We start from the raw sequence: 26,595 nt of genomic DNA, 5'->3' as shown, positions 1-26,595 counted from the left end.
CACAGAGGGGATTCGGTTTTGAAGACTATTAAGTATTAGGAAACGGCCTTCACGACATCTTCTGCCGTCATGCCGAGTTCTTTCATTACTACATCGCCGGGAGCACTGATGCCGAACCGATCGATACCAAGAGCTTTGCCCTCTGTTCCGACGTATTTCCACCAAAGAGCGGAAACACCAGCTTCGATGGAAACGCGTTTTGTGCATGCCTTCGGCAAGACACTTTCTCTGTATTCAGCGGATTGGCGGTCAAAGCGCTCGAGACAAGGCATCGAAACAACGCGGGCGCCGTCACCGATTTGCTTAGCGGCTTCAACGCAATGTTGCAGCTCGGAACCGGTTCCCATGAGGATGGTAGTGAGTTCGCCTTTTTCCTTAACCGCGATGTAGCCACCACGGAGAACGCCATCGCGGCGCTCTTCAGCGGAAAGGTGATTCATTTGCGGCATACTCTGGCGGGAAAGGATTAGCGTCGTAGGCCCATCGGTGCGCATCATAGCGGCGATGTAGGCACCAGCTGTTTCCTCGGCATCGGCGGGACGGATTACATCCAGACCCGGGATCACGCGGAGACCGCTTACGGTTTCCACCGGTTGGTGGGTCGGACCGTCTTCGCCCACACCTACGGAATCGTGGGTGAAGATGAAAGTTGTAGGAAGTTTGGAGAGAGCGGCCAGACGGATTGCAGGGCGGAGATAATCCGCGAATACGAGGAATGTGGCACCGCTCGCACGGAAGATTCCGTCGTAGGCAATACCATTGCACATGGCACCCATTGCGTGCTCACGAATACCGAACCAGATGTTGCGGCCGACAGGATTTGAAGCGGAAAAATCGCCCTCGCCTGAAAGATAGTTTTTGGTGGAACCGAAGAGATCGGCGCTGCCTGTGAGGAACTGTGGAATTGCCTTGGCTACCGCATTGATCACCTTGCCACCCGCACCACGGGTTGCGTCCTTGTAATCTTCAGGGAAAGTCGGGATTTGTGCGGAAAGATCGCTTGGAGTAGCCATTGCCACACCTTCGGTCAGTTCGGTCGCAAGTTCCGGATTTGCTTTTGCCCACGCATCGTAGGTCTCCTGCCACTCGGCGAATACTTTTGCCTGAGCTTCCTTGCGCTCAGCAAAGTAGGATTTGGTATCTTTGGAAACGTAGAATGACTCTTCGGGAAGACCTAGGTTTTTGCGGGATTCTACGATGAATTTCGCACCACCTTCGCCGTGAGCCTTGGCGGACCCCGCAACTTCAGGGATGCCTTTGCCGATCAAAGTCTTGGCGATGATGACCTTAGGCTTCTTGTCCTTGTTCGCTTTGGCGATCTGCATTGCCTTCTCAACAGCACCGAGATCATTTCCGTCGATTTCGATCACATCCCAGCATTGGGATTCGAAATAGAGTTTCGCATCTTCGCCCTGTGTGACATCAGCCATCGCATCAAGAGTCACATCATTGCTATCATAGATAAGAATGAGATTATCGAGACCGCTATGCCCTGCGAAGGCAATCGCCTCCTTGGCTACGCCTTCCTGAAGACATCCGTCACCATGCAGTGCCACCACGTGGCTATCAAAGAGTGTGTGATCTGCTGTATTGTATTTCGCAGCAGCCATTTTACCGGAAATCGCGAATCCAACTGCGTTTGCGATACCCTGGCCGAGTGGTCCGGTGGTAGCCTCAACACCTGGTGTTTCGTGAAATTCCGGGTGACCCGGTGTGATCGAGTGCAGCTTACGGAACGCAGCCACATCCTCGATGGATACGGCGTAGCCTGCGATATGCAGCCAGCTATAGAGGAACATCGAACCGTGACCTGCGGAGAGGATGAAACGATCCCGGTTAAGCCAGCGTGGTGCATCCGGATTAAAACTCAGGCTTTCTCCGAAAAGAACGGCACCAATTTCGGCACAGCCGAGAGGTAGACCAAGGTGACCCGAGGAACAGGCGTGGACAGCGTCCATGGCAAGACCACGGGCTTCATTGGCAGCGTTTGATAGTACGTTCGTATTCATATGTGAAAAATTCAGATCCTTGCGGGAGGTTTAATACGCAGGGACGCGGGAAGCCTAGAAAGCCTCCGGCTGTTGACAAGCCCACAACTGGCGTTGAGACGCAAAAGATATCAAATCCCGCTCATCTTCGCCAGTTCCGCGTAACATACCCCGGAACCTCCGAAGATATCCAGAGCACTTCCCACCGTCACATCCACAAGCCCTCTCCCCGCTTCCTTCACAATATTAACATCCTCCATACTCGCCGCCCCTCCGGCATAGGTGATCGGGCATTTTCCCCATTCACCCAGAAGCTCGATAAGCTCGGAATCCACTCCCCCACACAGGCCTTCCACATCAGCCGCATGTATTAAAAACTCATCACAATGCGGCGCCAATCTATCCAGAGTTTCAGGCGTAACAGATAATTCTGTCAGCGTTTGCCAGCGGTTCATAGCTACCGCCCACCCATCGGTCGTCCTTCTGCAGGAAAGATCAATGACCAGCTTTTCACTTCCCACTTCAGATACAATAGCCGCAAGCGCGTCTTCTAAAAAATTCCCGTCCTTATCGAACAACGCAGAGGTCACAATTACGTGACTGGCACCAGCATCCAGCCATTTGCCCGCATTATCGGCCTTGATTCCGCCGCCAATCTGCATCCCTCCCGGCCAAGCACCAAGAGCTTCCAGAGCAGCCTCCTCATTCCCGCCACCCAGCATGATGACATGGCCGCCACGCAAATCATCCTCACGGAATTTCCCCGAAAACCATGCGGGGGATTTTTCAGAAACAAAATTTTCCTTCGGCCCGGGCCCGCTGTCACGCAGACTCCCTCCCACGATCTGTTTAACTTTACCTTCGTGGAGATCGATGCAGGGACGGAAGCGGAAACTCATTTCGAATACACGTTCACCTCTTTCCCGCACGTTTGGCAAGAAGTTGGGTGGCCGTGTACGAAGTTTTCAGGACAACACTTGGTTGATGGCTCCATGGTCTTCGGGTCAAGTGGTGGGTTCACCCGGCAAGAGCTAAAAAGTCCGCATACACCTAAAAATACTAACGCTAGAATTACTTTCATCACCTTACTTAGTTACGAAAACTTTACTATCAAGTAACCTTGCAAATAGCGAGGATTAATTGGCATCCAACGGCTTCAGAACAACCAGTCAGAAAAGTCTCATGACAAACACCTTTCCGCCCATCTTCTAAAAATCACCTCCTTCACAATTCTAATATCTTCTTACTTTCATATCCTTCAACGCTCGCCCATCGTCCCTGCGGTGAAGTTCGTCTGCACATTCTATCTACTTTTTTCCGCTCTGGTCTGGTCCGAGAATGCGGAATCCCTGCTGGCATCCGCGACCCGCGCGATCGATAGCGGCCTCTGGGACGTAGCCACACTCCAACTTCAGTCCGCCACCAGATCCGAGACACTCTCGGAACAGGAACAGGCGGCGGCTCTCCTTCTGCTATCGGAAAGCCTGATCAGGGGAAATCGCCCGGATGAGGCACTCTCCATTCTTGATGATTCCCTCGTTAGCGGGAAACCTGATTCCGCATTTTGGCGCGGACAGGCACTAGCCGGCAAAGGCAGATACTCGGAAGCAGTGGAAACACTTCTCCCCATTGCACAGGACCCGGAAAACCCACTGCAGGTCGAAGCAGCTCTGACCGCGGCCAGCCTCAAGCTCTCCCTCTCCCAGGCCGAGGAATCCCTCGCAATACTGGATCTACTTGAGGACCCCGAAGGACCTGTCAAGTTGATCAGAGCACGACTGACACGGGTGGAAATCCTGATCGACCTAGGCCGGATAGAGCTCGCGCGCAGCATTTTCCCGGTAAGTAATAACATCCCTGAGAAATTCTCCCCACTCGCAAAATTCCTGAACGCTGCGATTCTACTCGAAGAAGGTAAACCGGAAGCAGCAGAACCTTTGTTCAAGGAACTCATTGCTGATCCGAAAGGCCAATCCATGCAGCGCTACAATCAGGCTGCTCTGGGCTACGCGGACGCGATGGCAGCCCAGGGACGCACCGAAAGGGCCACATCGTCCCTACTTTCATTTATCCAGGAAAATCCCGAATCACCGCTTCTCGCACCGATGTTCGTCCGCATCATCAATTGGCTGCCTGACTCCATCATCTCCGAAGAGAACCAAACACTCGAACAGCTCGACGAGTGGATTCCTCAATCCTCACCAGTGAGTTCGGGACTGATCAACACCAGCCCGATGGATGCCGCCGCGAGTATGCCTTCAGCTCCTACCGAGCTAACGGACCTGGAGGTATTTTCACTGTATGCCAACGCCCGAGGCCTCCGTCGTGTCGCCACGGATCGCGCAAAACTTCGCGCTTACTCCCTACTCCAGCGGATTAGAATTCTTGCTCCCCGCCACTTTCTCACGCCCCGCAGCCTTCTGGAACTAGGAAAATGGCAACTCGAGGACAATAAAGCGGAGCTGGCATTTTCCACCTTCATTAGCCTACGGGAATTCACGACATCCCCTGTCGTCAAAGGTGAAGCGTCCTTCCTCGGTGCCGGCATTGCGTTTGAAAACAGGGATTTCACCCTAGCATCGGAGCTATACTCGGATGCAGCAGAGCTCTTGTCCGGTGAAAACTCACATAACGCCGCTCTCAACGCCGCTCTCACCAAGTTGGAAAAAGATCCCACCGCGACGATTTTCATAACTACTGAAAACCCGAAGGAAGACGCGGCTATCAAGACCGATCTGGAATTGGAAAAAGCCTTGGTTACCAGCGATCCGACAAAAGCCCGGTCAGCGCTTGATACGTTTCTGAACAAGAACCCGGAACATCCGAGAGCGGCCGAAGCACGTTTGGCAATAGCCAAAGCAGCTCTCGCAATATCCCCGCCTGATGTTTCCACAGCTCGCGCGCAGCTCGATACCATCTCAGCATCCGGGAAAGAAACCGACCTAGCCAGTGATCAGGACTTCGCCCTGACGAAGCTCCGCATGCTGGACCTGCTGGACGATACTAAAGCCACCACGGATTCAGCGAAAAAACTGATAAGCGACTTCCCTGCAACCCATACGGCTTCCGAAGCATCGCTCATCCTGGGAAAAACACTCTTCAAGACGGGCAATTACAACGATGCACGTCTCATTCTCGAAAAACTAGCGACAGCGGAGGCAGGCACCCAACGCGGCCAGGCGGCTCTTCTCCTGGCAGCTCGTTCCGCCGCACTCGGTGCCACCGAACAATCCCGCGAGGAAGCTCTGGTCCTGTTTGACAAAACCATAGAAACGGATGGTCCGCTGACAGCCCTCGCGAAACTCGAAAAAGCCAGACTCAATATATCTCTCAATCGCCTGGAGGTAGCCATTGAATCACTTACCGAAGCCTACCGATCCATTTCTCCCGAAAATCCCGTCCGTCTGCCAACCGGACTCCTGCTTGCGGAAGCAATCTATGCCCAGGGGGACTCGAATCCGGAAAATCTAGGTAAAACCTTGAAGATCTATGATGAACTCCTTGAAAGCACTCCGGAAAACTCTTCGAGGAATTTTCGCATTCAATATCTACGCGGTTTGACACTGGAACGACTGCCTGCCCCGGAGAGTCCTGCGAAAACCCGAGTTAATGAAGCACTCGCCACCTATTTCTCCGTTCTCGATCGTCCGGCCGATCCACCTCCAGCTGAGTGGGAGTGGTTCTATAAAAGCGGCTTCCGAGCACTTCTGATACTTGAGGATCAGGAACGCTGGCAGGCGGCCATTTCCTTGGCGGAAAAAATCGCATCATTCGGCGGCCCCCGCACGGAAGACGCAGCCACCCGCGCACGTCAGCTCCGCCTGAAACATATGGTTTGGGAAGAATAGGTTACCGTAAAATCAAATCCTCGACACCCCACGCTCTCCCCCCCAAATTTCCCGTCTCTCTCATGCAGAACCTTCAACGCTGGCTACTTCCACTCGCACTATTCATCGTCGGTGCTATCGCCGCGGCCCTTCTGGTCCCTCTCGAGGCGACCTCGGTGAACGAGCAAATCACCGGCTTTCCAGATTCTGATAGGTTAACCCACTCCTTGCGACCATGGATTCTTGGATTCCTTTGCTTTATGCCAGCCATCGCGGCCATCGCCTACACCTTCGGCACCACCTTCGATCGTTATCTCTCACGGCAGTTCATTAGCATCTTTTCGATCTGCCTTTGCTCCTTGTTCGGCATCTGGCTCTTGCTCGATCTGAACGATAACCTCGGCGATTTCAAGGGAAGCCAGAACATGCTCAAATCAGTCCTTCTCTTTTACGTGTTCCGCGCTCCAGCCATCCTGCTGCTGATTTTTCCCTACACACTCCTATTGGCCCTCATTTACGGGCTGGGAAAACTATCCAAGACCAACGAAATCATCGCCATCATTCAGAGTGGCACCGGCATTGTCCGTGTTTCGTTCCCACTGATTTTTGCAGGTCTTTGGTGCAGTGTACTTCTCATTGGTCTCAATTATCACTGGGCACCCCACGCGGAAGGCCGCCGCGACGAACTCATCGCGGTAGCAAAAGGAATGCCTGTCCTGGAAGCATCAAACGTGCTCTACCGTGATCCCGGCTCAGGTAGGCTCTGGATGGTCGGCGCATTTCCCGCAAATTATCAAAAAGGTGAACCCCTCCAGAACATCGAAGTCACAACGATGCGCAAGGACCAGACAATCAGCTCCCGCATCACCAGTGATTCAGCCAAATACCAGCGGGCCACCCGTGAATGGACGCTCGAAAACCCTGTAATAGCCAGATTTGCCAAAGGTGAGTCCCCGAAATTCGAGAAAATGGATGAACCTCTGGTGAAAACGACTTGGAGCGAAACTCCCTCCCAGATCATCAAACCGGGCCTCGCCATCGAGTATTTGGGAATCCCTGAACTCACCTCCTGGCTCAAATCCCCCATCGCGGGTCAGGCAACGGCCAACGTAGCAGGATACCTCACCCATTGGCATTACAGATGGGCACTGCCAATAACCTGCCTTGTCACCGTTCTCCTTGCTGCGCCGCTTTCCATCCACTTCGCGCGCCGTGGTGCGGGTAGCGGAATCTTCGTTGCGGTGGTCCTCTCGGCCATGATGCTCTTTTTTTCCAGCATCTGCCTAGCTCTGGGCGAAGCATCTATTGTTGCACCAGCTCTCGCCGCTTGGCTTCCCAATATCATCTTCACTCTTATTGGTCTCTGGCTCTATCATCGCCGGGTTACAGGCCGTCCGATCTACCAGACCGTCCGTCGCATTTTAACCATTAGTAACTAGACAGATGGCACTCCCGGAAACCTGGAACGTACGTTCACGCAGCCGTAAATGCACCGCGACAGGGACGCCATTTTCCGAAGGGCAGAAAATTATCACCGCCCTTTTCCCTGATCCTGAATCCAGCGGCTACCTGAGGAAGGATTTCTGCGAAGCAGCATGGAAGGAAATCGAAGCAGGATCGGAATTGTCTGATCAACCCTTTTCCCACTGGCGGACCACCTTCATTCCGGCGCCCATCAATGAAAACGTCCAGCCCGTCACCAAGCAAACGGCGGAAGACCTCCTCAGGAACCTCGTGGAGGAAGATCAGGATCACACTGAAAATACCCGCTACATCCTTGCCGTCATGCTGGAGCGTCAGAAACTTCTGCGCGAAACCGATACCCAACCCACCTCCGGCGGCACGCTCCGAATCTACGAACACCGTAAAACCGGAGAGGTATTTATCGTAAAAGACCCGAACATCCCCTTGGCACAAGTCGAGGAAATCCAGAACGAGGTTATCGAACTACTCTCACCTAAACCAATCGAAGAACCAGAAACCGAGATCCATCGAAACAATGAAACTCCATCTTAATACCTTCCTCAAGTCGACCTTCGCCCTGATCGCCGCCATCGCCCTGCCGTCTTGCCTTGAAAGCGAAACTACCGTCACACTCGAAAAAGACGGCAGCGGAACCATCGTCGAAGAGACCGTCCTCGGGGAACAAATGCTCCAGATGATGACTCAGTTCGCCCAACCCGGCGCCCCTGAACCGATGTCCGAAATGTTCAACGAGGAAAAGGCGAAAGCACGCGCCACAGAACTCGGAGAAGGCGTTGAATTTGTAAAAATGGAAGTCATCGACGAGGAGGGCCGTGCCGGTGCACGCATGCATTACAAATTCTCCGACATCAATGACGTCAGCCTTACTCCCGGCGATGCCGTCGAGAAATTGAGCGGCGAGGAGGCTCCAGCGCCCAAAGCCGAAGCTAAGGAAGACTCCGCGAAATTCGAATATGCCGATGGCAAACTCAAGATCATCGTGCCCGCCACCGATTACGATGCGATGGCTATGTCGCAGGAGGATTCCGAACAAAATCCCCAGATGGAGGAGATGATGAACAAAATGCTCGCGGACATGCGCATCACCATGAAAATCGTGATCGCTCCTGGCATAGAGACCTCGGAAGCCAGCTACACCGATGGCGACACCATCACATTGTTCGACGTGGAAGTAGGGAAAATGATGTCACAGAAAGGCAAGCTTAAGAAAATTTCCGAACTCAGCAAAACCGATAAGGACGCGGCCGAAGCAGAGTTCAAAAAACTCGAAGGCATGAAAATTGAGACGAAAAGGGATGTCACCGTCACCCTCAAGTAACGGAACCACCCCACTCCAAAAGATTCTGTCACCGCTGGAAACCTACATCCCTATTTACCGTGCCTTGGCTAATAAAGTCGGAACCTGACGCTTTCTCCATTCAGGACCTCGAAAAAGTGGAACAAGAGCCATGGTCCGGAGTCCGAAATTATCAGGCACGGAACTTCATGTGGCGTGAAATGAAGGTCGGTGATCTCGCTCTCTTTTATCACTCGAATGCGAAGCCACCGGGCATCGCAGGGGTCGCGAAAGTAGCCTCCGCTTCATATCCCGATCCCACCCAATTCGATGAAAAAAGCGAATATTTCGATCCCAAGGCCACGGAGGAAAAACCTCGCTGGTATCTCGTCGATTTCGAACACGTCGTCACATTTCCCGAGGAAATCCCCCTCCAGGCACTGAAGGAAGATAAAGCTCTCACTGAAATGCTGGTCTGCCAGAAAGGATCCCGGCTTTCTATAACTCCGGTTGAAGAAAAACATTTCCAGCATATCCTTAAGCTTTCAGGAACCAAACCTTAGCTTACTTACAACCATGCCCGGAAACCCATCGACCCCATCCCACGTGAAGCTCGGTGGCCAAAGCATCCGGTCCGGTGCATACCAGTTCATTCCCATTCCGTTTATTGATGATTGGCTTTTGAGCCATCAGAGGAAATCGATGATCTCGAGCGTTCTTAAGAAGCGCGGGTTCAGCTTTGATTCCAACGTCCCGCACATTATTTCCGGAGGCAGCACCGGATTTCTGCAGCGTGCGGGATCACTTGCAAAGGGAGCCATCCAGAAACCCCTCCGAAAAGTTTTTCGCACCCTCTTCTTTTGGCTCACAGCCCGCCGCGCTGCAGTCACCGCCCTGGAGACATACTTTCTCGGCCGGCTCCTCCACCATCCGGCAATAGCGGGAAAATCTTCACCGGACCATCTCACGGAGGAAGATGCACGGCGCATCATTGCAGCATTCCGGAAGGCGACTAAAAACATCGATCTAAAAACTGTCAGCAGTGCCGTTTCCCTGATCAACCCGCTGGTGAGGAAGGCGAAAGGAACACCGGCTCAGAGCTCGGAAATCCGGCAGAAAATCGAAGCCGAGAAACCCGGCTTGATCGCGAAGTTCGAGCAGGAAATCAGCGATAGCCTCTCGTAGCAGCAACCTCCCGGAACATCCTTTTCCTCTCCCGCATCTGTAGGAAAACGATCGAAAAGAGCGAAAAGATGAAGAGCATCAGCGAGAGGATCAAACCTTCCAGCAGGGTTGTAAGATAAACCTCCCAGAATCCCGCCTGAACGAGGATTTCACCCCCCGATCCTTCGTCCACACCCTGCATAAGCACTGCGGTAAGCCCCATGGCATCGAAAACTCTTTCCACAACTATCACCGCCGCCCATCCACACCAATAATCAGGAGTATACATCAGCACCACTCCCAGCGGCACGGCGCAAACGGTCAGGATCGATATGATCATTCTTAGCTTTAGCCCCAGCTTCAGCGCTCTTGAGAAAAGGCTCCCGCTGTTTGTCAATGGACCAGGCAATGAAGTAGCCACGCTGTAGCATAGAACAAACGTAAGTATCGCCGCGATCATCGCGAACTGTGCAACCCAGTTCCAGAGACCCAGCCAGACACTCGCAATCAGAAAGCTGGGACACGCATTGACCGCACAGTGCCAGATCCAGAATTTTAACTTCTGCGGGAAAACTTGCGAAAAACTGCTCTTGCTCACTTCCTGCATCGTGGTTCCCCAACAAAAAACGTCAAAACCAAACTCTTGCCCCCACGCGCGGTCTCAGCTATCCCCTCCACCCCGCCCATGAACGAGCAAATCGCATCCATCCAAACCGCCGCCCTCGAACTCATCGCCGCCGCCTCAGACGAGCGCTCGCTTGATGACGCCCGCGTCTCCACACTGGGCAAAAAAGGCACACTCTCCCTCGCCGGAGCTCTAATCAAAGACATCCCGAACGAGGAGAAGGCAGCCTTCGGCCAATCGCTCAATGCAGCCCGCACCACCCTCACCGCTGCCCTTGAGGAGAAACAAACCCAATTCCAGCAACAAGCCGACCAGGCAGCGCTCACCGGAATCGATCTCACCCTTCCCGCCCGTTCCATCCACACCGGCGCACTCCATCCGCTCACCCAGATTCGCCACGAGGCCATCACTATTCTTCGCCGCATGGGATTCGCCTTGGCAGACGGACCGGAAATCGAAGACGAATTCCACTGCTTCGACGCTCTGAACACACCGGCCGATCACCCTGCCAGAAACGAGAAAGATACATTCTATTTCGATTCCGGCAAACTTCTCCGCACCCACACATCCAGCGTCCAGGTCCGCACCATGGAGACCGCTCAACCACCAATCCGCATCATCGCACCGGGCTCCGCCTACCGCCGTGACGAGATTGATTCCACTCATCTTTCTGTTTTCAATCAACTCGAAGGTCTCTTCGTCGATACAGATGTCACCCTCCCGGATCTCAAGGGCACCTTGGAATACTTTTTCCACGAAATGTTCGGGAACAGCACCGAAGTCCGCTTCCGCCCGCATTTCTTCCCGTTCACAGAGCCATCCTTCGAGATCGACGTGAAACTCCAGCGCAAAGGCGAAGCCCCACGCTGGATCGAAGTTGCAGGCTGCGGAATGGTAGATCCCGCTGTGTTTGAATCCATCAACGGCACCCGTAAGGACAATGCACTCGATACTGAAAAGCTCACAGGATTCGCCTTCGGAATGGGACTCGACCGCCTTGCAATGATCCGCTGGGCCATCAAGGACATCCGCCTCCTCATCGAAAACGACACCCGCTTCCTCTCCCAGTTCGCATAAGCACGGTCTTCCACTGATCACCACACACTTTCCATTCTGATGAACATCTCACTCAACTGGCTCTCCACTCACCTCGATCTCTCAGGTAAATCCATTTCCGAAATCTCAGACCTCTTCACCTTCGCCGGTGTCGAAGTCGAAGGCATCGTGACGAAAGGAATTCCCTCGGACAAAATCGTCGTCGCCCAGATCAAGGAAGCCATCCCGCACCCGAACGCGGACAAGCTCAAAGTCACCCAGGTCGATTGCGGCGAGCCACAGCTTCGCCAAATCGTCTGCGGAGCAAAAAACTACAAGGTCGGCGATAAAGTCCCCTGCTGCCTCCCGGGCGCAAAACTTTCCGAAAGCTTCACCATCGGCGAAACCGTCATGCGAAAGGTCGAGTCGAAAGGCATGCTCGCGGCCGCTGAAGAAATTGGCCTCCCGAAAGGCGAGGACGGCCTACTCATTCTTCCGGAAGACGCCCCGATTGGTGTGCCCGTAAAGACCCTCTTCGATTCGGACACACTGCTGGAACTCGAAGTCACCCCGAACCGTCCGGATCTTCTCTCCCACGCGGGCATGGGCCGTGAACTCGCCACACTCCTCAAAACCCCTCTCCTCACAGAAAAATCACCGGAAATTTCCACTTCGGAAGCCGCCTCTGATTTCATCAAATTCGAAGCTCCGGAAACCTGCCCGTTCTATTCCGCCACCCGCATCGACGATGTGAAAGTCACCGATTCACCGGCATGGCTCGTCGAGCGCCTCGAATCCATCGGTCTACGTCCGATTAACAACATCGCGGATATCACCAATTATGTCCTCCACGAGACCGGCCAGCCGCTCCATGCATTCGATGCTGATAAAGTTAGCGGCGCACTCGTCATCCGTCAGGCAACAGAAGGTGAGGCATTCAAGGCTCTGGACGAAACGGAACACTCTCTTACGACGGACGACCTTGTTATTTCCGATGAATCCGGCGCAGCTCTCGCCCTCGCAGGTGTAATGGGCGGCTACGACAGCCGCGTCACGGAATCAACCACATCAATTCTTCTCGAGTCAGCCTACTTCACGCCGTCCGGCATTCGTCGCACCTCACGCCGCACCGCTCTTTCATCGGATTCCTCCTACCGCTTCGAGCGCGGAGCAGATCCACAAGCAGTGCTCCCGGCCGCTGCACTTGCCATCAAACTGATCGAAGACACCGCTGCGGAAACCAAGACCACCGGCACGCTTCCAGCCGCACCGGCACCGGTCACCCTCGATCTGGAGAGACTCCACCACCTGCTCGGAAACTCCATTTCCACAGAGGCAGCAGAGGAAATCCTCACCCGCCTTGGCCTCAACAAGCAGGCTGATGGAGCTTGGGAAATCCCTTCCTTCCGCCAGGACCTCACCCGCCACATCGATCTCGCGGAGGAAATCACCCGAGTCCACGGTCTCGATAACGTCCCTTCCCGCCTCCGCGCAACCTTCGTACCCACCAGCGATACGGATGCAGCCTACGATGCGGATATGATCCTCCGCCAGCGCCTCGCCGCACTCGGCCTTTACGAGTGCCAGACCATCAAGCTCATCGCGGAAAACCAGCTTCAGGACATTCTCCCGCTCCGCCCGATGATGGAAGGCGATGTCATCCGCGTAAAATCTCCGCTCAGCGAAGACCACGCGATCATGCGCCCATCCATCGTGCCCGGTCTCGTAGCCTCCGCAGAGCGCAATGCCCGCCAGCAGGCAAAATCTCTCCGCCTTTTCGAAATGGGGCGCACTTTCCGCAACGCGGGCGGTGGCAAGGCTAAGGATCAGGAAAGCGATTCCCTCGCCCTCCTCATTTCCGGCAATACCGCACCCACTTCCTGGTCCGCCAAGGACCGTCCGGCGGATATCTACGATGCCAAAGCCATCCTCTCGGCACTGCTTCCGGGCCACACCATTTCCTTGAAACCAAAAGACCGGGACAACGTTGCACTTGCTGCTGAAATCAAAGCAGGTGACCAAACCATCGGCATCTTCGCACGTCTCCAGCCTTCCCGCGAACGCGCCCTGGACCTCTCGAACGCAGTCTTCGTCGCCGAGCTGGATCTTGCAAAACTCCGCAAACTCATCACGAAGAAGTTCGAAGTGGCAGATCTCCCGCAATTCCCGGGTTCCACCCGCGACGCGGCCATGGAGCTGGATATCACAACCCCGAACTCCACCATCGAAGCCGCCCTCGCAAAAGCAAAGGAACCTCTCCTCGTTTCCTATGATTGCGTCAGCGTCTTCACCGATGAAACCGGTGAAAAAATCGCTGCGGATCGAAAATCCATCGCCTACCGCTTCCTTTACCGCGATGCATCAAAAACCCTGAAACAGAAGGAATTCGATCAGGCGCATCAGAATATTCTGGAGACTCTGGGCAAGGTCCAGGGCCTCACCTTCCGCTAGACCGGAATTTTCCGCGGAATCCATTGGAGCTGGGAGCCTTTCCAGCTTACAATGGTCCGTCATGAAAACCCCATTCATTTCGCTGTTTTACTGCTGCCTTCTTGCGCAACCGCTTTTCGCAGAAACGCCTGAATCAGTTGAAACACATCGTCAAACCGCACTCGGCTCGGAAATGCCCCAATTCCAGCGAGCCGATGGCCGGATTTTCAATGATGTCCGGATCACCGCTATCGATGATGGTGGCATCTCCATCCGTCACGCCAGCGGCACTGCCCGTTTACGCTATGCTGACCTGACTTCCGCCCAAAGAGAGCTCTACGGAATTTCGAAATCCGATGCCCAAGCCACTTACCAACAGGAAAACGAACGGCGGGCAGCCTATGAACGGGCAGTGGATATAAAAGAAGAGGAACGAGCCCTCCGAACGGAGCTCGAGGCCGAGGAACTCAGGAAAGAAGCCCTGATCGCCGAAAAGGAAGCAATCGAGAACGCCAAAAGTGCCCCGGTGGAAGAAAAGACCACCTCGACGATACCTGAATTTCCAAAACTGGATGCCTCATCTGCCATCGGCTCAAGAATTTATAAGACCTACCACTACAATCGTAGTCCATACCGTTACAGCTATTTCCCGTACAGCGGTTACTACCGCCCCTCCTATTTCCGAAGCACCTCGTATCCACGAAATATCCGCTACTACGGATCCCACTACTATCGGAGACAGCACAGTTCCTCCATCCGTCTGGCCTTCCCGTAGTGGAAATAAAAAACGGCTACTTCCCCCACCGAATAGTGAGGTTGGCAGCCGCTGGTAATTTCAGGAGAAAACCTACTTTCTAAATCTGCCCTGAGCCGAAGTTTACCTCCGTTTCCGGCTGTGCAGCCTGAGGTTCGGGTGAAACCTTGGCAGTTTCCTTCGGTTCCTCATTCAATTTACCAAGATAGGCTGGAAGCTCCACTCCCACGTTCTTGGCAATCTCATGCAACGGTGGCACCGCACCAGCCATTCCGGAGAGGAAATTAGCAGTGCTCGTTTTTCCGTCCGCTCCACCGCCGTTGTCCCAGACAGTGATCTTGTCGATTTTGAGGTTGGATATCGCCTTGACCTGTTCTTGGACAAGCTGAGGAAGCAGTTCTGTAACGAGCATTTGCTGCGCGCCCTGCGGCCCCATGCATGCTTTGATAAGATCTTCGAATCCTTTCGCTTTTGCTTCCAGAACAGCGCGCGCACCTTCCGCTTCCGCGAGGAGTTTCGCACGGATACCGCTGGCCTCCGCGTCTTTTACGAAAATAATACCATCCGCTTCCGCCTGTTTCTCGGCACGCACGGCGTCTGCCATACCCTGCTGAATACGACGTGTTTTTTCCGCTTCTGCGTCCGCTTCCACCAACTGGCGCTCCTTGGCGATTTCCGCCGGGACAACGATGTCCGCGTGCTGACTCGCTTTATCACGTTCGGCACGCTGCCTCTCCGCTGCCTGCTCGGAAACGTATGCTTCTTCCAGCACCTTCGCTTCGGCCACCTTCTCCGCGGCTGTCGCATGTCGTTCCGCTTCCGCCTGTTGGCTACGGCGCTGCGCATCGGAATTCGCAATTTCAATCAAAGCGGCGTTCTCACCCTGCGTAGCTTCCGCATTCGCACCGGCCACGCTGATCCGCTTGTCGCGCTGCATCGCAGCGGAGCCGATTTCACCGTCACGGTCCGCCATGGCAACCTTGACCTTCGCCTCGGCGATCGCTTTCGAAGCCGCCTCTTGACCCAGCGCATCAATATATCCGGAAGCATCGGTGATGTCCTGGACGTTCACGTTGATCAGACGCAGACCTACTTTTTTCAGCTCCACTTCCACACCCATCGAAATATTCGCAATGAGTTTGTCGCGGTCGGCATTGATCTCCTCAATGTCCATCGTGGCGATAACCACACGCATCTGGCCGAAGATGATATCCTTCGCCAGTTCCTTGATGTGCTCCATGTTCAGCCCCAGCATACGCTCGGCCGCATTCTCCATGACACCTGGCTCGGTCGAGATACCGACGGTGAAGGTGGAAGGTGTATTGACCCGGATATTTTGCTTGGAAAGAGCTCCCTCCAGCCGGATATCGATCGGTAGCGGAGTCAGGTCCAGATATTGGTAATCCTGAATCACCGGCCACACGAAGGCCGCACCACCATGGTGACAGTGAGCTGATTTACCGCCACCTACTTTACCGTAAACGACGAGGATTTTATCCGACGGACACCGCTTGTAACGGGTCAGCAACGGAATAATTGCTACGAACAGAACTGCGATAAACGCAACGATCAGTATAATTTCGGGCATAATTTGTATTTGTTTGAGATTATTTATTGCAGAGGAAACTTCAGCCCAGGGGCTCCACTATAAGCGTCGATGCACCGATGCATTCCACGACCTTCACCTGACTTCCCGGAGTCAGCGCTTCCGTGCCTTTCTGCCGCGCCTGCGCGGTCACAGCTCTCCCTTGGATCATCGCCTCCACTTGGCCGCCCGCCTGTTGGAGCGGGGGGATCGTTACATATACGGTCCCTGTCTGGCCCACCGCATTTTGATAATTCAAAGTACCACTATCCTGCAGCCTCACAAAACTCCGCATCATCAGATAGATCACCATCATCATTCCGAAACCTACCGCCAGCGAAATGATCAGTGTTAGTATTAGGCCAAAGCCCCGCTGCGTGCAGATCACACCCGTCCAGCCAAAGCCGACGAAGAATGCAGTCACTCCTTTTACAGAGAATATGCTGATTCCCGAATCATGATCACCCAGATCCATTCCATCACCCCCGCCGAGATCCAACCCGTCATCCATTCCGAGGAAAAACGACATCACCAACTGAATACCCAACGCGCAAAGAGCTATAATTCCGATTCCATAGAAAAATTGCAAATTGAAGTTCAGTGACTCCCACCAGCTATTGATAAAATCGGGCATTTGCCTCTAAAAGTGGATACATGGATTCCCGCTGGCAAGACAATTGCGGAATCAACACCGTCCCAAAGCTTATTCCGGATCCCTCCAAAAACCTTTGATTAGTACCTCTTTCGGATGCTCGGGCACTCCCAGTCTGTTGGTGTTCAGTCCCTCAACGACCAAGTCAAAGGCGGCGGCACCCACTTCCTGCAAATTTCCGTCAACACCCGGCCAACGGGCCATTTCTTCGCGATCGCGGAAAAGATAGGAAATTGATACGTCCCCTGGAACCCTGAGACCAATTTTTGAAAGCCAACTCTTCGCCGGAAGCTTGTATACAATTAGTGCATCCGGACTTTGTTCCTTCATCCATTTGGCGAACTCATTGATATCGTCCCATTTATCAGGAATGAATGGGTCACACCGGTCATCTTCCGGAATTTGCCTCTGCCAATCCAGGGCGGCTCCTGTCCATAGGTACCCCGAAATCCGATTGTTAATCTCCGGGACCATCAATCCGATCCTGCGCTTTCCGGTTTTGCTGAGATGTTCCATCGCCATACGAACATTATAGAAGCCATGGAAATTCGCCCGATCCACCGGCACCTCCCGGAAATAGGTGCTCAGCCCTGCCACGCTGAAATCACTGATGGAGAATCCGGACAGCACTTTCCGGTCTCTGGTGAATCCAAGCAGAACCCCCCGTATCCCCCGCGCCTTTAAAGCCCCGGCCAGCCCCTCGCAATCACCCCCGAAATCGCTCATCGGGAACTCCTCCACACGGTATCCGAGTTCATCCGCCCGGCGGCATATCCCTTCATATTCCCAATTGCATACATCCTTTTCGCGCCAGCCCTTCGTTCCGTGATAATCAGTCACCAATGCCACAGTCCCCACTTCTCCGGATCCATCTCTACGTCTCCTCGCGGACATCAGCACGCTCAACATAGGGTTCGGACGATATCCGAGTCTCTCGGCTCCCTCAATAATCCGGGTTCTCGTCTCAATCCCTATACGCGTATCCCCCTTCAACGCGCGGGACACGGTTGAAGCAGAAACCCCCAAAGCATCCGCCACCACTTTCATCGTGATTTTCTCCCTCACGACTTCTTCAAAGCAGTTTCCATGCGCAACGATATGCACAAATAACCAAAGCGTTTGTTCCACCTCTTGGCACGGCTGGCTCAGCCAATGCTTTTTACCGGTTCAACTCCGTTCAGCGGACCTCAACCAAAACGACCACCATCATGCCAAAAGTAGATAAAGAAATGCACAAGGACGGCGACTTCCTCGTCGATTATGAAGAAAAAGTATTCGAAGACTTTAAAGCCGATCCAGGCGACAAAGCGCTCGTCACTTTCCACACCGTCGCCTTCGAGGGATCTATCTCGATCGTAAACACACTCTCCGCCACCCGCCTCCTCAGAAAAGGCTACGAAACATCGATTCTACTATACGGCCCGGGTGTCACCATGGGCTTCCAGCGTGGATTCCCGACACTCGGTGACGAGGCCTTTCCCGGCCACCTGTTCGTCAACCAGCGACTCGCTAAATTCATGGAAGAAGGCGGCAAGGTTTACGCATGCCGTTTCTCCACCCAAGCCCTCTACGGCCAGACCGAAAAGGCCTTCATCCCCGGAATCATCCCGATCAACCCGCTCGACGTCCTCGACTGCATACTCCTGCACAAAAAGGCCAACGCGGTAATCATGGATTCCTGGACAGTCTAACACTCCAAGGCTGGGCCAACCCAGCCACAGCCGTTCAGGGGGAGCATATCCCCCTGGACTTAAAGCCCCAAAATTATTTTCCATGAAGCCCACGAAAGCAGCCGCAATCCAGCTCTCTCCCGATCTAAACGGAGCCTCCGGAACCATCGATAAAATGATCGCTTCAATCACGGAAGCTGCTGACCAAGGCGTCAATCTTGCTGTTTTCCCTGAAACCTTCGTTCCCTACTACCCATACTTTTCCTTTGTGGACTCACCGTTTGCCACCGGCAAAGCCCACCAAAAACTTTATACCGAGGCAGTTGAAGTGCCCGGCCCGCTTGCAAAGCGGATCTCGCAGGCCGCCGCCGCCCATCACATGACCCTGGTTGTAGGAGTAAATGAACTCGATGGCGGATCCCTTTATAATACCCAGCTCATCTATGATTCCGATGGCGAGCTAATCCTGAAACGTCGCAAAATCACCCCCACTTTCCACGAACGCATGGTTTGGGGCCAAGGCGATGGCTCCGGCCTGAAAGCAGTCGATTCCAGCCGGGGCCGCATCGGCGCCCTCGCCTGTTGGGAGCACTACAATCCCCTCGCCCGCTATACTCTCATGGCGGACCACGAGGAAATCCACTGCGCCCAATTTCCCGGCTCCATGGTCGGTCAGATTTTCGCGGACCAGATCGAGGTCACCATCCGCCATCACGCTCTCGAAGCCGGATGCTTCGTCGTAAACTCCACGGGCTGGCTCACCCCTGAGCAGATCGCCACCATCACCCCGGATGAGGGAAAACAAAAGGCACTCAAAGGCGGCTGCTTCACCGCGATCATCGCCCCCGATGGCTCGCATCTAGCTACTCCCATCACCGAGGGCGAAGGCATGGTCATCGCTGACCTTGATCCCACCCTGATCACCAAACGAAAACGTATGATGGACTCCGTAGGCCACTACAGCCGGCCAGATCTATTCGACCTCCACGTGGATAAAACACCACGCCCATCCATTCATTCGAACGAATTTTCCTACTCAGAAACCACCGAACATGCAGACCCTGACTCCACAAACAGAACTGTCCTCAAGGAAACAATGGCTTCTATCTGAGCTTCAGTCCTCCGGGATGCGTATCGGAAACGCACCCTCCACCGCACCCTCGCGCAGCGGCGGAGCTGGCCCCACCGATCACAAGGCCATCACTATTCTCGGCACCACCATCATGGTGCCAATCCATACAAAAGGTGCCGCAAATTCCCCTTTTTCGATCAGCTTCATAGATTCCACAGGCAAAGCGGACCTATTCGAAAACGGCGAAAAAATAGCCTCTGTTACCTTCCCGCCGGAACCGAAGTTCTACGGCCTCTCCACCGATGAAGGTATTCCTTACTGGAAAATCGCCCAACTCCACTCATCCAGAGTCCTCGCCACCACACTTCTCCAGACCTGTATCCGCTACGGGAACACCAGCACCAAGTGCCAGTTCTGCGCCATTGGCGAATCACTGAAGGCCGGAAAAACCATCCGCGAAAAATCACCAGAACAACTTGCCGAGGTCGCACTGGCAGCGAAACAACTCGATGGCATCGATAACGTGGTGATGACCACCGGCACCCCCGCCACCTCGGACCGTGGAGCCGCCGTTCTCACCGCCGCCGCCTATGCGATCAAACAGGCAACCAACCTACCCATCCAGGCACAGTGCGAACCACCCGATGATTTCCACTGGTTCGTGAAACTTCGCGCAGCCGGTGTCGATTCTCTCGGAATGCACCTCGAAGCATGGGATGAGGACGTCCGCGCCCGGATCATGCCGGGCAAAGCAGAAGTCCCGCTCTCCTACTACCTCCAGGCATTTGAATCATCGGTGAAAGTCTTCGGACGCGGCCAGGTCTCCACCTACCTCCTCGCAGGCCTCGGCGATACCGCGGATGGCCTCATTAAAGCCGCTGAGAAGCTCATCTCCATCGGAGTTTATCCCTTTATCGTCCCTTTCGTTCCGGTCACCGGCACCCAGCTCGAAAATCACGCCCCACCCACTCCAGCCTTCATGCAGACAGTTCTGGAGCCTGTCGGCAAAATGCTCAGCGCGGCCCACATGACCTCGGAATCAGTCAAGGCAGGCTGCGCCAAGTGCGGTGCCTGTTCCTCCCTCTCCTCCTTCGAGAAATCTTCCACCACAACATCATGCCTGAAGTAACATTCACCGTCAGTCTCCCGGACGGCACCAATCACTACTGCTACTCCCCATCCACCGTAGTGAAAAATTATTTCACCAAGGGCGATACCCTCGCCGCCGCCACCTTCGCGGAAGTAGCCCGCAAAGCCCTCACCGAAGCATCGAATCGTGTTGTCGAGAAATTCGGATTTTCCTGCACCGCCGCCTCCGCCTCCCTAGCGGACATCGAGCGTTGGACTGCCGCCATCCCGCCCGACACCCCATTGACCATTACCCATATCTAGCCGTGCCATTTCACGAACCAAACTTCACCTCCGTCATCATTATCGGAGGCGGCCAGGCAGGACTTTCCGCAAGCTATCATCTCAAGCAGCGCGGAATCTCCGACCACATCATCTTCGAAAAAAATCGCATCGGTCACGCCTGGCGCGAGGAGCGGTGGGATACTTTCTGCCTCGTCACCCCGAACCATCAATGCCGCCTACCCGGCCATCCCTACACCGGCGATGACCCGGAAGGTTTCATGGTGAAGGATGAGATCGTGAAATACGTGGAAAATTACGCAAAATCCTTTGACCCTCCAATCCGGGAGGGGGTTTCCGTTCTTTCTGTCCGTAAAAACCAAGGCTACTTCGAGGTCCAGACAACTCACGGGCTCTGGCACTGCGAAGACGTCATCTGCGCAATCGGCTCCTTTCACACCCCTTTTCTCCCGAAAGGAGCGGACCTGATCCCGGATCACATCCAGCAGATCCACTCCGTGAATTACAAGCGTCCCTCACAGATCCCCGAGGGAGAAACTCTCATCGTCGGCTCCGGTCAATCCGGCGTCCAAATCATGGAGGACCTCCACCTTACCGGGAAAAAAGTTCATCTCTGCCTTGGCAATGCCCCCCGCTCACCGCGCCGCTACCGCGGGAAGGACGCGGTCACCTGGCTGGAGGAAATGGGCTATTACCTCACCACTTTCTCAGAACACCCGGATCAGGCGAAGGCACTTTCCGGAACCAATCACTACCTTACCGGCCGTGACGGAGGGCACGAAATCGACCTACGCCAGTTCGCACTGGAAGGCGTAAAACTCTACGGCTTTGCCGAAGGAATCGATCACGAGAAATTCACACTCAGGCAGGATATCTCCCAAAAACTCGCCGCCGCCGATAAATCATACAACGGAATCTGCAAGCGCATCGACGAATACATAGCCACCGCTGGAATCGATGCACCGGAAGAATCCCACTATACCCCGGTCTGGGAGCCGGAAACAGAACCGACCGAGCTGGATTTTTCCAAAAACAATATCACCTCCATCATCTGGTGTATTGGATTCCGCCCTGATTTCAAATTCATCGATCTACCCATCTTCAATATGCGCGGATTCCCTGAAACAAACCGGGGAACCACCGCCATTCCCGGAATGTATTTCCTGGGCCTTCCCTGGCTGAACACCTGGGGCTCAGCACGTTTCTCGGGAATCGCCGAAGACGCGGAATTCATCGCGAACAAAATCGCAGCAAATTTCAAAGAACCCGTCACCGCCTGAAAAACTAACCAGAAAGAGTCATGATCCTCGAACGTTTCCCTACTTACAGCCCACACGATTTCGTCTTCAAAATCGCCACCACCCCGGAAGACCTTGATGGCTTCTTTCAGGTCCGACGTGACATTTTCTGCGAAGAGCAGGGAGTTTTTGAAAAGGATGACCGGGATCTTCACGACGAAGCCATGATCCCCATCATTTGCAAAACACTCATCGCGGGAATGGAAGACAGTTTCGCTGGCGCGGTCCGCATTGATGAGCGAAAGCCGGGCGTCTGGTATGGTTCCCGCCTCGGCGTGGCGAAGGACTTTCGCAGGATCCGCCATTTCAGCCCGGGAGTGGCCGTCCGGAATCTCCAGCCCTGCTACCACGGTCTCGGTGCACTCGGGGCTGGGCTTATCTACAAAGCCGTCTCCACCGCGGCGGCCATCGGATGCGATGAATTCCTGGCAACCGTCCAGCACCAGAACGCCCGCTTCTTCCAGCGCCTGCACTGGGAGCCACTTGAGGAAATTACCCTACACGGCTTGAAACACGTAAAAATGAGGGCAGACCTTTCCTACTACCAACCAGCCGCCAAGGTTGCTTAGAATCCGCTCATGTTATCGGATTTGGCCAGTTTTCTCGCGACTCACCCGGTAGTTGTTGAAAAAGCAAACATTCACCTGGCCTATGGAAATGCTGAAGGCCTCTCAGGCAACATCCCACTCGGCGATGACACAGCCGCCATCCCGAATCCCACCGGTTCCGGCCACCTTCTCTTCGCCGCAGAGGGCATGCTCGAATCCTTCGTGGTCGATGATCCATGGTTCGCGGGCTACTCCGCCATCATGGTGAATATCTCCGATATCGCAGCGATGGGCGGCACTCCCATCGCCATTACCGATGTGCTCTGGACCCCCGACGAGGAGCTTTCAAAAAAAATCTGGGAAGGCATGAGCGCGGCCTCCCTCGCCTATGGCGTCCCGATCGTAGGAGGCCACACCACAAAGACAGCAAAGGGAAACGCAGCACTGGCAGCATCCATCATCGGCCACGCGGGAGACCACCTGATCACCAGCTTCGATGCATCGCCGGGAGACCTCCTGACCTTCGCCATCGATATGAACGGGGCCTACCGTGCCGATAAACCTTTCTGGAACGCCTCCACCACCGCCACTCCGGAGCACCTTCGGAAAATCATCTCACTTCTACCCGAGATCGCGGAAAAAGAACTCTGCAAAGCAGGCAAGGACATCAGCAATGGCGGCATCATCGGCACCCTCGCAATGCTATGCGAATGCTCGGAAGTCGGCGCCACTATCAATCTCGCGGATGTCCCGAAACCAGTAGGAGTCGATTGGGAGAAATGGCTCGTCAGTTTTCCCAGTTATGGCTACCTGCTCGCTATAGCTCCCGAACACCTGCTTGAAACCAACGAAATCTTCGCAGCTCACGGCATTACTTTCCAACCAATCGGAACGATTGATGAAACACCTGGAATCCATCTCAAAGATGGCGACGAAACGGAATTTGTAATCTAGCGAACGCTGTTAGTTCGCATATCCAAGCCATGGCCCCAGCCATTTCTCGGTTTCTTGCAGAGTCATTCCCTTCCGTCTCGCGTAGTCTTCCACCTGATCCTTCTGCAGATCGGAAACCGCGAAGTAGTGACTATCCGGATGCGAGAAATACAATCCGCAGACCGCAGCCCCCGGGTGCATTGCACAGCTCTCGGTGAGGTAAACATCAGTTGAATCCGACGCCTGCATTAGCTCGAATAGAATCGGCTTCTCGGTATGATCCGGCTGCGCGGGGTAACCCGGTGCCGGACGAATTCCCTGATATTTTTCGTGGATGAGCGCGTCCTTCGTAAGCTCACCTTCAGCCTCGTAACCCCAATCCATCCGTGCCTGATGGTGGAGTTTCTCCGCAAACGCCTCCGCCAAGCGGTCCGCAATCGCTTTCACCATGATCGAACCATATGGATCGTTCGCAGCATCCAGCTCCTTCGCATACTCATCGGCTCCGTGAATACCGACTACAAAACCTCCGATGTGATCCTTCGCCGTAGGTTTCACCCAGTCCGAGAGCGCGACATTCGGTTTTCCTGATGTCTTCTTAAGTTGCTGGCGCAAGGTGTGGAATTTTGCTCTTTCCGAACCATCTTCGTTCCACACGGTGATATCATCACCATCTGAATTCGCAGGGAAAAATCCGTAGATACCCCGTGCCTGCAGGCGTTTTTCGGAAATCAATTTCTCCAGATATTCACACGCTTCCACGTATAATTTCTTGGCCTCGGCGGCACCACCCTCGTTCCGGGTTTTTAGCACCTTTTTCTCCCGGTCCCACACTCCCCGAAGCTCCCACGCATGGAAGAAAGGTGTCCAATCGATATACTCAACCAGTTCGCCGATTTCCGGTGTCACCGATTTCGTTCCCAGGAAACTAGGAACAGGTGGCTCATAGGAATCCCAGTCGATCTTCGGACCCGCCGCACGAGCTTCCTCGAGAGTGATCACATCTTTTTTCGGACCGCCGAGGAAATTATCCCTCGCCTTCTGCTGCTTCTCGCGAAGCTCTTTCACAAAATTATCATGACCGTCTTTCGAGAGCAACGAAGTCGTCACCGGCACCGAACGCGATGCATCCAAAACGTGCACCACGGGCCCCGAATAATGCTCCGCGATTTTGATCGCGGTATGGGCAGCGGAAGTTGTCGCACCACCGATCAGTAACGGCACCTTGAAGCCCTTGCGCTCCATTTCCTTCGCCACGTGCACCATTTCATCAAGCGATGGCGTAATCAAACCTGAAAGCCCAATTACATCCGCTCCGATTTCCACGGCTTTATCCAGAATCTTATCACAAGAGACCATTACCCCCATGTCCGTAACCTCGAAGCCGTTACAGGAAAGCACCACACCCACAATGTTCTTACCGATGTCGTGAACATCGCCCTTCACGGTCGCGATCAGGAATCGACCCGCGGAATTACCACGCTCTGCCACCTTCAGCGCCTCGTCATCTGTCATTCCAGGGTTCTTCTCGAGAATTGCAGCAATATCACCAGCCAGATTCTCCGCCTTTTCCTCCTCCATATATGGGAAAAGCCATGCCACAGCCTTCTTCATCACCCGCGCGGATTTCACTACCTGCGGCAGGAACATTTTCCCGGCGCCGAAAAGATCTCCGACCACTCCCATTCCGTCCATCAGTGGCCCTTCGATGACTTTCAGCGGTCTTGCGTATTTCACCCGAGCCTCTTCTGTATCTCCATCGATGAAACGGTCGATTCCTTTCAGTAGCGCATACTCCAGCCTCTTCTCGACAGGCTGCTCGCGCCAGGAGAGATCCTCTTCTACCTTCTTCCCGCCTACACCTTTGTAGCTTTCCGCCAGATCGAGAAGACTTTCGGTCGCCTCGTCGTTTCTGTTCAACAAGACATCCTCCACACATACCAACAGGTCTTTTGGAATCTCATCATAGACCTCCAGCATCCCCGCATTGACGATGCCCATGTCCATCCCGGCCTTCGTCGCATGGTAAAGAAAAGCCGAGTGCATAGCCTCGCGCACCTTGTTGTTTCCTCGGAAGGAAAACGAAATATTCGAGACACCGCCGGATACCTTTGCACCGGGTAAATTCTCTTTAATCCAGCGCGTGGCGTTGATGAAATCCAGCGCATAATTGTTATGCTCCTCGATCCCCGTCGCCACTGTCAGGATGTTTGGGTCGAAAATGATGTCGTTCTGATTAAATCCAACCTCATCCACCAAAATCCGGTAAGCCCGCTCACAGATCCGGATTTTCTCCTCATACGTCGCAGCCTGTCCCTTCTCATCAAAAGCCATCACTACCACCGCAGCACCATATTTCATGATATGCCTGGCGTTCTTCTTGAAGATTTCCTCACCTTCTTTCAGGGAAATGGAATTCACGATTCCCTTGCCTTGCAAATGCTTCAGCCCTTCCTCGAGAATCTCCCATTTCGAGGAATCCACCATGATCGGCACCTTCGCCACGTCTGGCTCTCCTTGCAGGAAATCCAAATACTTCGCCATCATCGCCTTCCCGTCGATCAGGCCATCGTCGAAGCAGATATCGATCACGCTCGCACCATTCGCCACCTGCTGACGCGCTACCTCGATCGCCGCCTCCAGATCCCCTTCCCTCACTAGCTTCGCGAAACGTGGAGATCCCGCCACATTCGTCCGCTCGCCGATCATCAGGAATCCCTTGTCGTCGTCCTGATTGAAAGCGTCCGTACCGGAAAGCCTGAGTGCTGGTTTGATGTCTGTCATAATGAAATTTTAACCGCCTGGCCTCAATGAAAGCCCAAGCCAAATCTGAATTTTATCTAAAAATGTTTATACGCGATACTTTTCCTACCGTCTATGCC

Annotated in this window: 23 protein-coding genes; 16 read left to right on the top strand and 7 right to left on the bottom strand. The window is 54.1% G+C overall.

Translation table 11 applies throughout. The annotated features are described in order from the left end of the window. Nucleotides 1-35 precede the first annotated feature (35 nt). Both tkt and hisA read right to left on the bottom strand, forming a co-directional pair. A complete protein-coding gene (gene tkt, locus AAGA79_RS07075) occupies nucleotides 36-2,009 on the bottom strand; it encodes a transketolase (protein ID WP_411828073.1) in 1,974 nt (657 codons plus the stop codon). 110 nt (nucleotides 2,010-2,119) lie between these two features. Beyond that, a complete protein-coding gene (hisA, locus tag AAGA79_RS07070; protein ID WP_411828072.1) occupies nucleotides 2,120-2,887 on the bottom strand; it encodes a phosphoribosylformimino-5-aminoimidazole carboxamide ribotide isomerase in 768 nt (255 codons plus the stop codon). Nucleotides 2,888-3,271: 384 nt separating this feature from the next. Here hisA and AAGA79_RS07065 point away from each other — a divergent pair, with 384 nt between their 5' ends. The 6 genes from AAGA79_RS07065 to AAGA79_RS07040 all read left to right on the top strand — a co-directional run bounded on the left by AAGA79_RS07065 (nucleotide 3,272) and on the right by AAGA79_RS07040 (nucleotide 9,761). Further along, entirely contained in the window at nucleotides 3,272-5,836 is a 2,565-nt protein-coding gene (locus tag AAGA79_RS07065; protein ID WP_411828071.1) for a tetratricopeptide repeat protein, read from the top strand. Nucleotides 5,837-5,898: 62 nt separating this feature from the next. After that, nucleotides 5,899-7,254 (top strand): LptF/LptG family permease, encoded by a 1,356-nt coding sequence (locus tag AAGA79_RS07060; protein ID WP_411828070.1) that lies wholly within the window; start codon nucleotides 5,899-5,901, stop codon nucleotides 7,252-7,254. A gap of 4 nt (nucleotides 7,255-7,258) precedes the next feature. Next, the gene (locus AAGA79_RS07055) at nucleotides 7,259-7,831 is read left to right on the top strand and encodes a hypothetical protein (RefSeq protein ID WP_411828069.1); all 573 of its coding nucleotides are present in this window, start codon (nucleotides 7,259-7,261) and stop codon (nucleotides 7,829-7,831) included. Then, a complete protein-coding gene (locus tag AAGA79_RS07050) occupies nucleotides 7,815-8,618 on the top strand; it encodes a hypothetical protein (RefSeq protein ID WP_411828068.1) in 804 nt (267 codons plus the stop codon). Before AAGA79_RS07055 ends, AAGA79_RS07050 begins: the two co-directional genes overlap by 17 nt. Nucleotides 8,619-8,677: 59 nt before the next feature. Then, nucleotides 8,678-9,139, top strand: coding sequence for an EVE domain-containing protein (locus AAGA79_RS07045; protein ID WP_411828067.1), 462 nt, complete (start codon nucleotides 8,678-8,680; stop codon nucleotides 9,137-9,139). 13 nt (nucleotides 9,140-9,152) lie between these two features. Beyond that, nucleotides 9,153-9,761: a hypothetical protein gene (locus AAGA79_RS07040; protein ID WP_411828066.1), complete on the top strand. Its 609-nt coding sequence runs from the start codon at nucleotides 9,153-9,155 to the stop codon at nucleotides 9,759-9,761. Here AAGA79_RS07040 and AAGA79_RS07035 read toward each other — a convergent pair. Further along, nucleotides 9,742-10,338 (bottom strand): hypothetical protein, encoded by a 597-nt coding sequence (locus AAGA79_RS07035; protein WP_411828065.1) that lies wholly within the window; start codon nucleotides 10,336-10,338, stop codon nucleotides 9,742-9,744. The two genes, AAGA79_RS07040 and AAGA79_RS07035, sit on opposite strands and share 20 nt — an antisense overlap. Nucleotides 10,339-10,425: 87 nt before the next feature. Between AAGA79_RS07035 and pheS the strand changes: the two genes are divergently transcribed. The 3 genes from pheS (at nucleotide 10,426) to AAGA79_RS07020 (ending at nucleotide 14,605) form a co-directional block, all read left to right on the top strand. Then, on the top strand, nucleotides 10,426-11,442 hold the full coding sequence (pheS, locus tag AAGA79_RS07030; protein WP_411828221.1) for a phenylalanine--tRNA ligase subunit alpha: 1,017 nt from the start codon (nucleotides 10,426-10,428) through the stop codon (nucleotides 11,440-11,442). A gap of 39 nt (nucleotides 11,443-11,481) precedes the next feature. Continuing rightward, nucleotides 11,482-13,851, top strand: a complete 2,370-nt coding sequence (pheT, locus tag AAGA79_RS07025; RefSeq protein ID WP_411828064.1) for a phenylalanine--tRNA ligase subunit beta — start codon at nucleotides 11,482-11,484, stop codon at nucleotides 13,849-13,851. Nucleotides 13,852-13,912: 61 nt separating this feature from the next. Continuing rightward, nucleotides 13,913-14,605 (top strand): cell envelope integrity protein TolA, encoded by a 693-nt coding sequence (locus tag AAGA79_RS07020; protein WP_411828063.1) that lies wholly within the window; start codon nucleotides 13,913-13,915, stop codon nucleotides 14,603-14,605. 79 nt (nucleotides 14,606-14,684) lie between these two features. On the opposite strand, the gene AAGA79_RS07015 is transcribed toward AAGA79_RS07020, so the two are convergent. From AAGA79_RS07015 to AAGA79_RS07005, 3 genes are all read right to left on the bottom strand, one after another. Next, on the bottom strand, nucleotides 14,685-16,172 hold the full coding sequence (locus AAGA79_RS07015; RefSeq protein WP_411828062.1) for a flotillin family protein: 1,488 nt from the start codon (nucleotides 16,170-16,172) through the stop codon (nucleotides 14,685-14,687). Nucleotides 16,173-16,212: 40 nt separating this feature from the next. Continuing rightward, nucleotides 16,213-16,803, bottom strand: a complete 591-nt coding sequence (locus AAGA79_RS07010) for an NfeD family protein (protein WP_411828061.1) — start codon at nucleotides 16,801-16,803, stop codon at nucleotides 16,213-16,215. Nucleotides 16,804-16,872: 69 nt separating this feature from the next. After that, nucleotides 16,873-17,886 carry a LacI family DNA-binding transcriptional regulator gene (locus tag AAGA79_RS07005; RefSeq protein ID WP_411828060.1) on the bottom strand — a complete coding sequence of 338 codons (1,014 nt, stop codon included), beginning with the start codon at nucleotides 17,884-17,886 and terminating at the stop codon, nucleotides 16,873-16,875. A 143-nt stretch (nucleotides 17,887-18,029) separates the two neighbouring features. Between AAGA79_RS07005 and AAGA79_RS07000 the strand changes: the two genes are divergently transcribed. The 7 genes from AAGA79_RS07000 to AAGA79_RS06970 all read left to right on the top strand — a co-directional run bounded on the left by AAGA79_RS07000 (nucleotide 18,030) and on the right by AAGA79_RS06970 (nucleotide 23,734). Then, nucleotides 18,030-18,512, top strand: coding sequence for an MSMEG_0572/Sll0783 family nitrogen starvation response protein (locus AAGA79_RS07000; protein WP_411828059.1), 483 nt, complete (start codon nucleotides 18,030-18,032; stop codon nucleotides 18,510-18,512). 82 nt (nucleotides 18,513-18,594) lie between these two features. After that, nucleotides 18,595-19,602, top strand: a complete 1,008-nt coding sequence (locus AAGA79_RS06995; RefSeq protein WP_411828058.1) for a Nit6803 family nitrilase — start codon at nucleotides 18,595-18,597, stop codon at nucleotides 19,600-19,602. After that, nucleotides 19,544-20,692: an MSMEG_0568 family radical SAM protein gene (locus AAGA79_RS06990; RefSeq protein WP_411828057.1), complete on the top strand. Its 1,149-nt coding sequence runs from the start codon at nucleotides 19,544-19,546 to the stop codon at nucleotides 20,690-20,692. Before AAGA79_RS06995 ends, AAGA79_RS06990 begins: the two co-directional genes overlap by 59 nt. After that, nucleotides 20,680-20,955 (top strand): MSMEG_0570 family nitrogen starvation response protein, encoded by a 276-nt coding sequence (locus AAGA79_RS06985; RefSeq protein WP_411828056.1) that lies wholly within the window; start codon nucleotides 20,680-20,682, stop codon nucleotides 20,953-20,955. The genes AAGA79_RS06990 and AAGA79_RS06985 overlap by 13 nt, the downstream gene beginning before the upstream one ends. Nucleotides 20,956-20,957: 2 nt before the next feature. Continuing rightward, nucleotides 20,958-22,214, top strand: coding sequence for an MSMEG_0569 family flavin-dependent oxidoreductase (locus AAGA79_RS06980; protein WP_411828055.1), 1,257 nt, complete (start codon nucleotides 20,958-20,960; stop codon nucleotides 22,212-22,214). A gap of 20 nt (nucleotides 22,215-22,234) precedes the next feature. Next, nucleotides 22,235-22,801 carry an MSMEG_0567/Sll0786 family nitrogen starvation N-acetyltransferase gene (locus AAGA79_RS06975; RefSeq protein WP_411828054.1) on the top strand — a complete coding sequence of 189 codons (567 nt, stop codon included), beginning with the start codon at nucleotides 22,235-22,237 and terminating at the stop codon, nucleotides 22,799-22,801. Nucleotides 22,802-22,810: 9 nt separating this feature from the next. After that, nucleotides 22,811-23,734, top strand: coding sequence for a sll0787 family AIR synthase-like protein (locus AAGA79_RS06970; RefSeq protein ID WP_411828053.1), 924 nt, complete (start codon nucleotides 22,811-22,813; stop codon nucleotides 23,732-23,734). A gap of 9 nt (nucleotides 23,735-23,743) precedes the next feature. On the opposite strand, the gene metH is transcribed toward AAGA79_RS06970, so the two are convergent. Continuing rightward, on the bottom strand, nucleotides 23,744-26,497 hold the full coding sequence (gene metH, locus AAGA79_RS06965) for a methionine synthase (RefSeq protein ID WP_411828052.1): 2,754 nt from the start codon (nucleotides 26,495-26,497) through the stop codon (nucleotides 23,744-23,746). Nucleotides 26,498-26,595: the final 98 nt, after the last annotated feature.

The sequence above is a fragment of the Luteolibacter sp. AS25 genome (assembly GCF_046736275.1).
Classification (GTDB): Bacteria; Verrucomicrobiota; Verrucomicrobiia; order Verrucomicrobiales; family Akkermansiaceae; genus Luteolibacter.
This window is presented reverse-complemented; position numbering and strand designations above follow the sequence as displayed.

Bases quoted from the DNA above. Each gene is read 5' to 3' on its own strand.
- AAGA79_RS06985 (WP_411828056.1), top strand. From the start codon at position 20,680: ATGCCTGAAGTAACATTCACCGTCAGTCTCCCGGACGGCACCAATCAC.
- AAGA79_RS07055 (WP_411828069.1), top strand. From the start codon at position 7,259: ATGGCACTCCCGGAAACCTGGAACGTACGTTCACGCAGCCGTAAATGC.
- AAGA79_RS07015 (WP_411828062.1), bottom strand. From the start codon at position 16,172: ATGCCCGAAATTATACTGATCGTTGCGTTTATCGCAGTTCTGTTCGTA.
- AAGA79_RS07020 (WP_411828063.1), top strand. From the start codon at position 13,913: ATGAAAACCCCATTCATTTCGCTGTTTTACTGCTGCCTTCTTGCGCAA.
- AAGA79_RS06970 (WP_411828053.1), top strand. From the start codon at position 22,811: ATGTTATCGGATTTGGCCAGTTTTCTCGCGACTCACCCGGTAGTTGTT.
- AAGA79_RS07010 (WP_411828061.1), bottom strand. From the start codon at position 16,803: ATGCCCGATTTTATCAATAGCTGGTGGGAGTCACTGAACTTCAATTTG.
- AAGA79_RS06995 (WP_411828058.1), top strand. From the start codon at position 18,595: ATGAAGCCCACGAAAGCAGCCGCAATCCAGCTCTCTCCCGATCTAAAC.
- AAGA79_RS07060 (WP_411828070.1), top strand. From the start codon at position 5,899: ATGCAGAACCTTCAACGCTGGCTACTTCCACTCGCACTATTCATCGTC.
- pheT (WP_411828064.1), top strand. From the start codon at position 11,482: ATGAACATCTCACTCAACTGGCTCTCCACTCACCTCGATCTCTCAGGT.
- AAGA79_RS06990 (WP_411828057.1), top strand. From the start codon at position 19,544: ATGCAGACCCTGACTCCACAAACAGAACTGTCCTCAAGGAAACAATGG.
- metH (WP_411828052.1), bottom strand. From the start codon at position 26,497: ATGACAGACATCAAACCAGCACTCAGGCTTTCCGGTACGGACGCTTTC.
- AAGA79_RS07050 (WP_411828068.1), top strand. From the start codon at position 7,815: ATGAAACTCCATCTTAATACCTTCCTCAAGTCGACCTTCGCCCTGATC.
- pheS (WP_411828221.1), top strand. From the start codon at position 10,426: ATGAACGAGCAAATCGCATCCATCCAAACCGCCGCCCTCGAACTCATC.
- tkt (WP_411828073.1), bottom strand. From the start codon at position 2,009: ATGAATACGAACGTACTATCAAACGCTGCCAATGAAGCCCGTGGTCTT.
- AAGA79_RS06975 (WP_411828054.1), top strand. From the start codon at position 22,235: ATGATCCTCGAACGTTTCCCTACTTACAGCCCACACGATTTCGTCTTC.
- AAGA79_RS07040 (WP_411828066.1), top strand. From the start codon at position 9,153: ATGCCCGGAAACCCATCGACCCCATCCCACGTGAAGCTCGGTGGCCAA.
- AAGA79_RS07000 (WP_411828059.1), top strand. From the start codon at position 18,030: ATGCCAAAAGTAGATAAAGAAATGCACAAGGACGGCGACTTCCTCGTC.
- hisA (WP_411828072.1), bottom strand. From the start codon at position 2,887: ATGAGTTTCCGCTTCCGTCCCTGCATCGATCTCCACGAAGGTAAAGTT.